The organism is Methylocystis sp. sgz306128 (assembly GCF_056032725.1).
In genome coordinates this window covers 45,245-51,463 of the sequence record NZ_JBVYWO010000015.1, presented here as the reverse complement: position 1 = coordinate 51,463, position 6,219 = coordinate 45,245, and the positions used below count along the sequence as shown (strand labels likewise).

Here is a 6,219-nt window from a genome sequence, read left to right as displayed (position 1 = left end):
CCGCGTCCTGTTTGAATTCTTCTGTGAAATTGGCATTACCCATGACGATCTCCTTGCCTCATTTTTAAGGGACAAGGTGTCTACAATTCTAGGGGCTATTCAATCTGCCCAAAATGGACGCACCTCGGGATTCATGTCGCGATCCTTAGATTTCAGGCCCAGATGTCCCCCACGGTAAAGCCGTCTGTAAAGGGATCATCATTGTCCAAAACAATCGTGTTCAAGCCACAAATCCAACTGGTACCTGTAAGTGTGGGGACAACAGCGGGGCGGTCGCCGATATGAGTCTCTTCAACAAGACGACCTGTATATATGTTGCCTATTATCCCTTGATGCCGGAAATCCTGATTAAGCGGCAATTCGCCCTTCGCGTGCAAAACAGCCATCTTGGCGCAGGTACCCGTGCCACAGGGGCAACGATCGATCGCCCCGGTCCACGTCGCAGGATCATCCCAGGAAAACACGCCCGAGGACATCGTTACAGCATTTTTCCAATCCGCATCCGGATCCTCGGTCGGCCCAGAAAGCTGTGATACCGTAATCCCCACGCCCGGATAGTCTGGATGTGCGACAGACAATTGCTCAATGGCCGCTTCCCTAATCATCGACGAAACCCGCGTGATCTCTCTGCCATGACCCGGCGTCAGTTCCAGGCCTCGAAACTGGCGGACGTCTGCGATAACGTAAAACATTCCACCCCAGCCGACATCAACTGTAACCTTTCCAAGATGCGGCACATCGATCATAGCATCAAGATAAACCGCAAATGCTGGCACGTTCTTGAATGTGACCGTTTTTACTTTGCCGTCCTTGCACTCGGCCCTAATCCGGATCAGCCCGGCAGGAGCTTCCAGCACCAATTCGGTAACGGGCTCCTTCATAGGAAGCATGCCCATTTCCAGAAGCACTGTTACCACAGAGATCGTATTGCCGCCTGACATCATTGGATACTCGATCTGCTCCAATATTATATAGCCCGCATCGGCCTCAGGATGGCATGGTGGGACAATAATGTTGCAGCAATGCGCCGGATAGCCGCGTGGTTCGCGCAGCAACAACTTCCGCAATTGATCATCGTTACTCTCCAGCCACTTCATTTTGTCGTAAACAGTGGTGCCCGGAATATAAGGAATACCCCCTGTAACCACACGCATTGGAGTGCCGGCATGCGTATCGATAGCTTGGATTGTTCTCTTAAATGCCATATTCTCAATTCCCTAATCCGTAGTGAGCCCTAGTCGACAGCATTAGCGATGTATGCCGCAATCATAAGATCGAGATGCGCACCGCCCCCATTTTTAAAGATTGTGATTTCGGATGCCGTTTGCCGCATCAGCATTGTTGAATCGATCAAATCGTAAAGATCGCCGCGAACATCGGCACGATTGATCACACCCGCAGCGATTGGCTGCATCAACTCGCCAATGCAATCGACAGTCGTCGCTCGGCAATCCACAAACACGCGACCTTTTGCCATCAAGGAATCATCAGCCTCACGCATGTCAGGCGTGAATGCGCCAATCAGATCGATATGAGTGCCTGGCTGGATCCAATCACCAAACAAGATTGGCTCTCGTGCATTTGTTGCGGTAGACACAATGTCTGCGGTCTGAGCTGCCGTCTTCAGGTCGGTAGCGACAGTCAATTCAGTTTCCACATCCTTCAGCGAACCAATGAGCGCTTTGGCCTGTTCGGAACGGCGCGCCCAAATGGAGATCCGCTCCAGCGCCGGAAAAATCGCGCTGTACGCGCGGGCGAGGCTTGCAGCCACAGTGCCCGCGCCGACAATGAGGAGATGTCGACAGTCTGGCCGCGCTAAAAGCTGCGCGGCGAGAACTGAGTCTGCTGCGGTCTTGTATTCAGTCACAAGCTTGCTATCGATGATCGCACGGACGGAACCAGTTTCGACATCGTATAGCAGAACCACACCTTGTACGGAGGGAAGACCTCTTGCGGCATTGCTCGGAATAACGGTTTCGGCTTTAACCGCATAGCCGAGACCTTTGATGTGGGCGGCGCGATTCAGCAGTATCGCCTTCGCTGATCCTAGCAGCAGATCCCCGAGTTCAGGGCGCGCCAGCCGATGTCCTTGGCGCAAGGCCTCAATCGCACTACGCCAATTAAGCAAATGCACAGTCGCGTCATAAGTTAGCAGAGACAACTGTCCATTTTTTAGTCGGTCGTTTGATAGGCTTGGGGGCGTATTAATCAAGCCAGAACCCTCTCGTTGTTGGAGGTCGAGTGCAGAAAACTACACGGTGCTGAGCAAACCACCGATGCGGACCAAGATTGGCAAGTTGGTTTTGCTTTTTCATACGATTTGAAACCCGTGCGCCAACGGGTCACGGTCGTCCACAAAGATCGTGTTGTGGCCAATCACCCGTGCCCAACCGCCAATGCTTGGCATAATGCCGCTAAAATTTCCGACGCTTGCAGCCGATTCTACAAGACCCTCAAACATAGTCCCGATGATGCTTTCCTGATGAAAGGTATCTCCTACCTTCAGGCGACCCTTGCCGAATAGCTGCGCCATTCTTGCTGAAGTTCCGGTTCCTCCGGGGGAACGATCGATTGCTTTGTCCCCATAAAAAACCGCACAACGGCCGTCTGCCTTCGAGCCCTCCACCCTGTCGCACCAGACTACATGATGAACGCCACGAATACGCTCGTCTTCCGGATGTATCGGATCGGCAAGGTGAGCAAGCACATCGCGAAGCCTCTGGCTAAGCTCGACGATCTTGCTGCCGCTCATACCTGCAAGGCCGGACCAGTTACTCTGAGGCTCGACCACCGCATAATAGTTTCCGCCGTAGCTTATATCGACAACAAGTTCGCCAATACCTGGGACATCGACGACAATGTCGGCTTCATGTAAATAGCTTGCAACGTTAAACAAGCGCACGCTTTCGACGAATTCTTCGTTGCGCTGAAGCTCCACGTCGACCCTTCCCGCCGGTGTTTCGATCGCAACCCGCCCGGCAATTCTTGGCGTCACAAGTCCTTGCTCAATGGCTGCCGTGACAAGACCAATCGTTCCAGCTCCGCACATGGGCAAGCAACCACTAACCTCGATGAAAAGTGCGCCGAAATCGCAATCTTCTCGTATCGAGGGATAGATGATCGCTCCCGACATGATGTCGTGACCGCGTGGTTCGAACATCAGGGCCTTGCGAACCCAATCATGATCCCGGATAAAAATCTCGCGCCGTTCCGCCATGGAGACGTGCGGCAGAAGCGGAGCACCCCCTACAATAAGGCGTACCGGATTGCCGCATGTATGGGAATCTATACAGAAAAAGCTGTGCCGCATTTGTCTTCCTTTCAGAGGCAAGCCGTTTTCGACTCAAGACGCGGCGGATGTTCTGCCCCGTTCAAGCGCACCGCGAGACAACCTGTCGAGCAGAATGGCAATCGCGACGATCGAGAGCCCTGCCCGGAGACCAAGGCCCATTTCCATTCTGGTCAGGCCACGGGTCACTTCGGCTCCGAGACCACCAGCTCCGACAAGTCCAGCAAGAACAACAATGGCCAAAGAAAGCAGGATGCACTGGTTCAGCCCCAGAAGCAGCGTCGGAGTCGCCGCTGGAATTTCAATCTTGAACAAGATTGCACGAGGCGATGCTCCAGTGGCCTGCCCCAGTTCAAGCAAGTCTTTCGGTACCTGATTAAAGGCCAATGTCGTCAGCCGCAGCATCGGCGGCACACCATAAACGATCGTCGCTATGAGCGCCGGCACCCGCCCCAGGCTAAAAATCATCACCGCGGGAATGAGATAAACCCAGGGCGGAACTGTCTGCATGATATCAAGAACTGGCCGAACAGTGGCCTCGAACTTCTTGTACCGGGCGGCAAGTATTCCGAGAGGAAACGCAATAAGCACCGAAACACACACAGCCATGAGTACTAGTGCGAGAGTCTGCATCGAGGCGGTCCAGAGGCCGGCCAGATAGCAGAACCCCAACGCGACTGCGCTGGTAATGGCAACACGAACGCCGACAAATACCGCCGCCAGCACAACCACGACACCAAGAAACACGAGCGGCGGGGCAAAGAGTAACGTGGCCTCCACTCTGCCGAGCGCGGCTTCCACCGCCTTTGTGACAAATTCAAAGAAAGGGTGGAAATTGGTGTTCAACCAATCAATGATGGGAGCAACATAGGCGCCCGGAGAGAATGAAAGAAGGTCCGGATTCATCTCATGCCTCCATTGGCGCGAAGGGCAAGGCTTTGCGTTAACCTGTCAAGAACCATCGTGAGAACAACAATGGCGAGTGCAGCATTGACTGAAATGGCGATGTCCAACGTTCTCACCGCGCTGTAGATGGTCTCGCCGAGACCGCCGGAACCAACGATCCCCGCAATGACCACCATGCCGAACGCCATCATCAGGCTCTGGTTAATGCCAGCCATAACGCTTGGAATTGCGAAGGGCAGCCGGATTTTGACAAACATCTGCCAGGGCGTAAGGCCACTTGCCTGCCCCAGTTCGATGAACTCGCGCGGGGTCAGCCGGATACCGAGAGACGTGAGCCTTATGGCCGGTGGAATGGCGACAATCACAGTCGCAACGAGCGCGGTGGCCGGACCGTACCCCATCAATGCAATCGCCGGCAAAAGATATATATAAGGCGGCAGAGTCTGGATCAGATCCAACACGGGCGCGAGCGCTTTGTCAAAACTCCGGACGAAGCCGGCCAACACACCCAGAGGTATGCCGATGAAGAGAGCCATAAGCGTGGCCGTAATGACAAGGGCCAGAGTGGCCATAGTCTGTGGCCACAGCCCCATCGCGGCACACAGGATCAAAGCCAATCCGACGAGAAAGCCGGAAAGCAGGCTGATCGACCGCCAGGCGAGCACCGCGGCGATCAGGGCGACGACATAGAACGGCGCTAGCTGCACGAGCCAGAGGACGCCATTGTAAGTGCCTTGGAGCACCGCCGTGATGAAATCGAAAAGCCATGCGCCATTGTCGCTGATCCAGCCGAGCGTATTGTCTGTCCACTGATCAAAGGCGGTGGTTATGACCGAAGTGTCCATTTCGTCCCTCCCGGACTAGTGCGCGGCTGTTTCGGCGATGGGCATTCCGGCAACCCCACAGAGCAAACCTCGCGTGGTCACAACGCCGATCACCACATCATTTTCAACGACTGCGATCGCATCGCGTTCCGACCTCATAGTCACACCAATGAGTTCGGCGATATCCGCCTCCGGCGTTGTGCGAAGCAACCCATCGATATCGCTGTCGGGATGGGCGCTGCGGTACTCGGCCGCAGGCACCATCACCGTATGCGCCTTTACAAGATGAATTCTGGAGATTCCGGCCACAAATTCCGCCACATAGGCATCGGCAGGCCGGGTGACAATCTCTTCCGCGTTGCCAACCTGAACGATGACGCCATCCTTCATGATGGCGATGCGGTCGCCGATCCGGATCGCCTCTTCCAGATCATGCGTGATGAAGACAGCCGATTTGCCGAGTGATTTGGTAAGCTGCCGGAATTCATCCTGCAACTGGCGGCGGATCAGCGGATCCAGCGCACTGAACGGCTCGTCCATCAGAATGATCTCGGGATCCGCGGCAATGGCTCGTGCCAGCCCAACGCGTTGCTGCATACCACCGGATAATTCAGAAGGATAACGGCTGATCCAGTCCGACAAGCCAACCTTTTCCAGTGCCGAACGCGCCGCCGCGTGACGCACGTCTTTTGAAACTCCACGCACTTCAAGGCCAAATGCTGCATTTTCCAGCACGGTCCGGTTGGGCAGGAGCGCGACGCTTTGAAACACCATTCCGATGTGCCGGGAGCGGATCTCACGCAGTTCGGATGCATTCAGAGTCGAAATGTCCTTGCCCTTGACCAGAATTTTGCCAAGACTGGGTTCGATCAACCGGTTGAGCAGGCGAATAAGTGTCGATTTGCCGCTGCCGGAAAGCCCCATAATGCAGAAAATCTCTCCGCGCCGGACCTGAATGCTGGCATCGGAAACGCCAACAACACAATCAAAGTCCGTCAAGACCTGCTTTTTCGTCAGTCCGTTTCGTTTGACCGCTTCGACGGCAGCCTTGGCGCGCGTGCCGAAAATTTTCCAGACAGACTGGCAATCGATCAAAATGTCGTTAACGTCATTCATGTCGGTATTCATAGCGTTCTCCGCGAACCAGTCGGATACTGGCGTTTCTGTCCTGGCAGAATGGTCAGGTCACCGGTGCAACGG

The 6,219-nt window shown here is 54.8% G+C and carries 6 protein-coding genes; all 6 read right to left on the bottom strand.

The annotated features are described in order from the left end of the window. Positions 1 to 152 precede the first annotated feature (152 nt). Positions 153 to 1,205 (bottom strand): proline racemase family protein, encoded by a 1,053-nt coding sequence (locus AC0N03_RS15755; RefSeq protein WP_474289863.1) that lies wholly within the window; start codon positions 1,203 to 1,205, stop codon positions 153 to 155. A gap of 29 nt (positions 1,206 to 1,234) precedes the next feature. Next, positions 1,235 to 2,134, bottom strand: coding sequence for an ornithine cyclodeaminase family protein (locus tag AC0N03_RS15750; RefSeq protein ID WP_474289862.1), 900 nt, complete (start codon positions 2,132 to 2,134; stop codon positions 1,235 to 1,237). Between the two features lie 177 nt (positions 2,135 to 2,311). After that, positions 2,312 to 3,310 carry a 4-hydroxyproline epimerase gene (locus tag AC0N03_RS15745; RefSeq protein ID WP_474289861.1) on the bottom strand — a complete coding sequence of 333 codons (999 nt, stop codon included), beginning with the start codon at positions 3,308 to 3,310 and terminating at the stop codon, positions 2,312 to 2,314. Between the two features lie 33 nt (positions 3,311 to 3,343). Then, complete coding sequence (locus AC0N03_RS15740) at positions 3,344 to 4,195, bottom strand: ABC transporter permease (RefSeq protein ID WP_474289860.1); 852 nt, start codon at positions 4,193 to 4,195, stop codon at positions 3,344 to 3,346. Continuing rightward, positions 4,192 to 5,040 (bottom strand): ABC transporter permease, encoded by an 849-nt coding sequence (locus tag AC0N03_RS15735; RefSeq protein ID WP_474289859.1) that lies wholly within the window; start codon positions 5,038 to 5,040, stop codon positions 4,192 to 4,194. The genes AC0N03_RS15740 and AC0N03_RS15735 overlap by 4 nt, the downstream gene beginning before the upstream one ends. A gap of 15 nt (positions 5,041 to 5,055) precedes the next feature. After that, positions 5,056 to 6,147 (bottom strand): quaternary amine ABC transporter ATP-binding protein, encoded by a 1,092-nt coding sequence (locus AC0N03_RS15730; RefSeq protein WP_474289858.1) that lies wholly within the window; start codon positions 6,145 to 6,147, stop codon positions 5,056 to 5,058. Between the last annotated feature and the right edge of the window lie 72 nt (positions 6,148 to 6,219).